The sequence below is a fragment of the Streptomyces sp. NPDC058964 genome, from assembly GCF_042741275.1.
Lineage (GTDB): Bacteria > Actinomycetota > Actinomycetes > Streptomycetales > Streptomycetaceae > Streptomyces.
Genome location: NZ_JBHYKH010000813.1, coordinates 1 through 2,538, shown reverse-complemented (window position 1 = coordinate 2,538; position 2,538 = coordinate 1). Strand labels below are relative to the sequence as shown.

General features: G+C 70.9%; 2 protein-coding genes. One reads left to right on the top strand and one right to left on the bottom strand.

The window, feature by feature from the left end; translation table 11 throughout:
* Nucleotides 1–321: response regulator transcription factor (locus ACFW2E_RS45100; RefSeq protein ID WP_384477490.1), on the bottom strand; the 321-nt coding region annotated here is incomplete at its 3' end.
* A gap of 445 nt (nt 322–766) precedes the next feature.
* On the opposite strand from ACFW2E_RS45100, the gene ACFW2E_RS45095 reads away from it, so the two are divergent.
* The coding region (locus ACFW2E_RS45095; protein ID WP_384477487.1) for a pyruvate, phosphate dikinase at nt 767–2,538 on the top strand (1,772 nt) is incomplete at its 3' end.

Here is a 2,538-nt window from a genome sequence, read left to right as displayed (position 1 = left end):
CGCCATGATCGAGTCGAGCAAGGCCTCCTCGTCGTCGAACGAGGTGAGCATCAGACAGGCCAGGTCCGGCATCTGTGAGCGCAACTCACGGCACACGGTCACACCGTCACCGTCCGGCAGGCGCACGTCGAGGACCGCCACCTGCGGGCGCAGCGCGGGGACGCGTACCAGAGCCTGCCCCACGGTCCCGGCCTCGCCGACCACCGTGATGTCCGGCTCGTCGTTCAGCAGGTCGTGCACCCCACGCCGTACGACCTCGTGGTCGTCCAGCAGAAAGACCCGGATCGGGTTGTCGGGGCCGGGCCGTTCGCCGTCCGCCATGAAACGCTCCTCTCGTCCGGTCAAAGCTTGCGGGATGCAGGGACGTGGGAACCAGGGCCTAGCGGCCCTACGGCCGGGACGTCCAGTCCCTGCTGCCGGGCCGCCGCTCGTTCGACGCTGGTAGCACATCTCACCGACGGTTCTCGAGGAGGAGACCATGACGGCAGCCGTCGTCCGGGCCTTGGGCGAACCGCTGCTGATCGAGGAGCGTCCCGGCCTGCGGCCCAGCCCTGGCCAGGCCCGTATCCGTCGTGAGGCCCGTTCCGCTCTTCGACACCGTCCGGCACCTCCGATATCGGCTCCATCCTCGGACACGCATCGTCTTCGAGATATGACCTGCCCTCACCCTGCCGCACATCGAGCGCTTGCGGCAGTGCGGCGCCCGGCGCGGAGCCGAGCCCGCACCTGATCCGGCACGAGAAGTCGGAAGGAAGAACACATCGTCATGGACAGCTACGTGTACGCGTTCACCGAGGGCGGCCGCGACATGGCCGGCCTGCTCGGCGGCAAGGGCGCCAACCTGGCGGAGATGACCCGGATGGGCCTGCCCGTCCCGCCCGGGTTCACCGTCACCACCGAAGCCTGCCGGGCCTTCCTCGTCACCGGCGCCGAGCCCGAGGGGATGTCCCGCGCGATCTCCGGTCACCTGACGCTCCTGGAGGCCGGTGCCGGGCGGTCGCTCGGCCAGCCCGACGACCCGCTCCTGCTGTCCGTGCGCTCCGGCGCGCGGTTCTCCATGCCCGGCATGATGGAGACGATCCTGGACATCGGCCTGAACGACGAATCCGTCCACGGCCTGGCGAAGTCCTCCGGGAACGAGCGTTTCGCCTGGGACTCGTACCGTCGCCTCGTGCAGATGTTCGGAAGTACCGTCATGGGTGTGGCCGGCTCGCTGTTCGAGCAGGTCATGGCGGACTTCAAGCAGGCCCGCGGCGCGGTGGACGACCTGGGCCTGGACGCGAACGATCTGTCGGGGCTCGTCGAGGCCTACAAGGAACTGATCCGGCGGGAGACCGGTGAGAGCTTCCCCCAGTCCCCGGCCGAACAGCTGCGGCGCGCGGTCCTGGCCGTTTTCGAGTCGTGGAACGGTGAGCGCGCCCGTCTCTACCGCCGCCGCGAGCACATCCCCGACGACCTGGGCACCGCGGTCAATGTGCAGACCATGGTCTTCGGCAACCTCGGCCCGGACTCCGGCAGCGGCGTCGCCTTCACCCGGGACCCGGCCACCGGTCGGCGCGGACTGTACGGCGACTACCTGCCCAACGCGCAGGGCGAGGACGTCGTCGCCGGCATCCGCAACACCGTGCCCCTGACGGACCTGGAGCGGCTGGATCCCCGGTCGTACGCCCAGTTGCGCGACCACATGCGGACCTTGGAGAGGCACTACCGGGACCTGTGCGACATCGAGTTCACCATCGAACGCGGCCGGCTGTGGATGCTGCAGACCCGGGTGGGCAAGCGCACCGCGGAGGCCGCCTTCGCCATCGCCGCCGCGCTCGTCGACGAGGGGCTCATCACCCCGGACGAGGCCCTGGCCCGCGTCAGTGGCGGCGGCCTCGCCCGTCTCATGTTCCCCCGGTTCGACACGTCGGCCGTCGGCGAGGCTCTCGCGCACGGTCTCCCGGCCTCGCCGGGCGCGGCCGTGGGGGCCGCGGTGTTCGACTCCGCCGAAGCCGTGCGCCGGGCCGCCGCGGGCGAGAAGGTCGTACTCGTACGCCAGGAGACCGCTCCCGACGACCTGCCCGGCATGATCGCCGCACAAGCCGTCCTGACCAGCCACGGCGGCAAGACCAGCCATGCCGCCGTCGTCGCCCGCGGCATGGGCAAGGTCTGCGTCTGCGGTGCCGAGGAGATCGCGGTGGACACCGGAGCCCGCCGGTTCACGGTGGGCGGCACCGTGGTCGAGGAGGGCACGGTGATCTCCGTCGACGGCTCCGACGGTACCGTCCACCTGGGTGCCGCTCCGCTCATCGACTCCGCGGTGATGCGGTACTTCGAGACGGGCGAGCGGTCGGCCGGGGTGGTCGAGACCGTGGCCCGCGCCATGGAGAGGGCCGACGGCGTACGGCGCATGGAAGTGCGGGCGAACGCCGACACCCCCGAGGACGCCGCCCGGGCCCGGCGGTTCGGCGCGCAGGGCATCGGACTGTGCCGCACCGAGCACATGTTCCTCGGCGAGCGCCGCAAGCTGGTCGAGGACATGATCCTCGCGCGGAC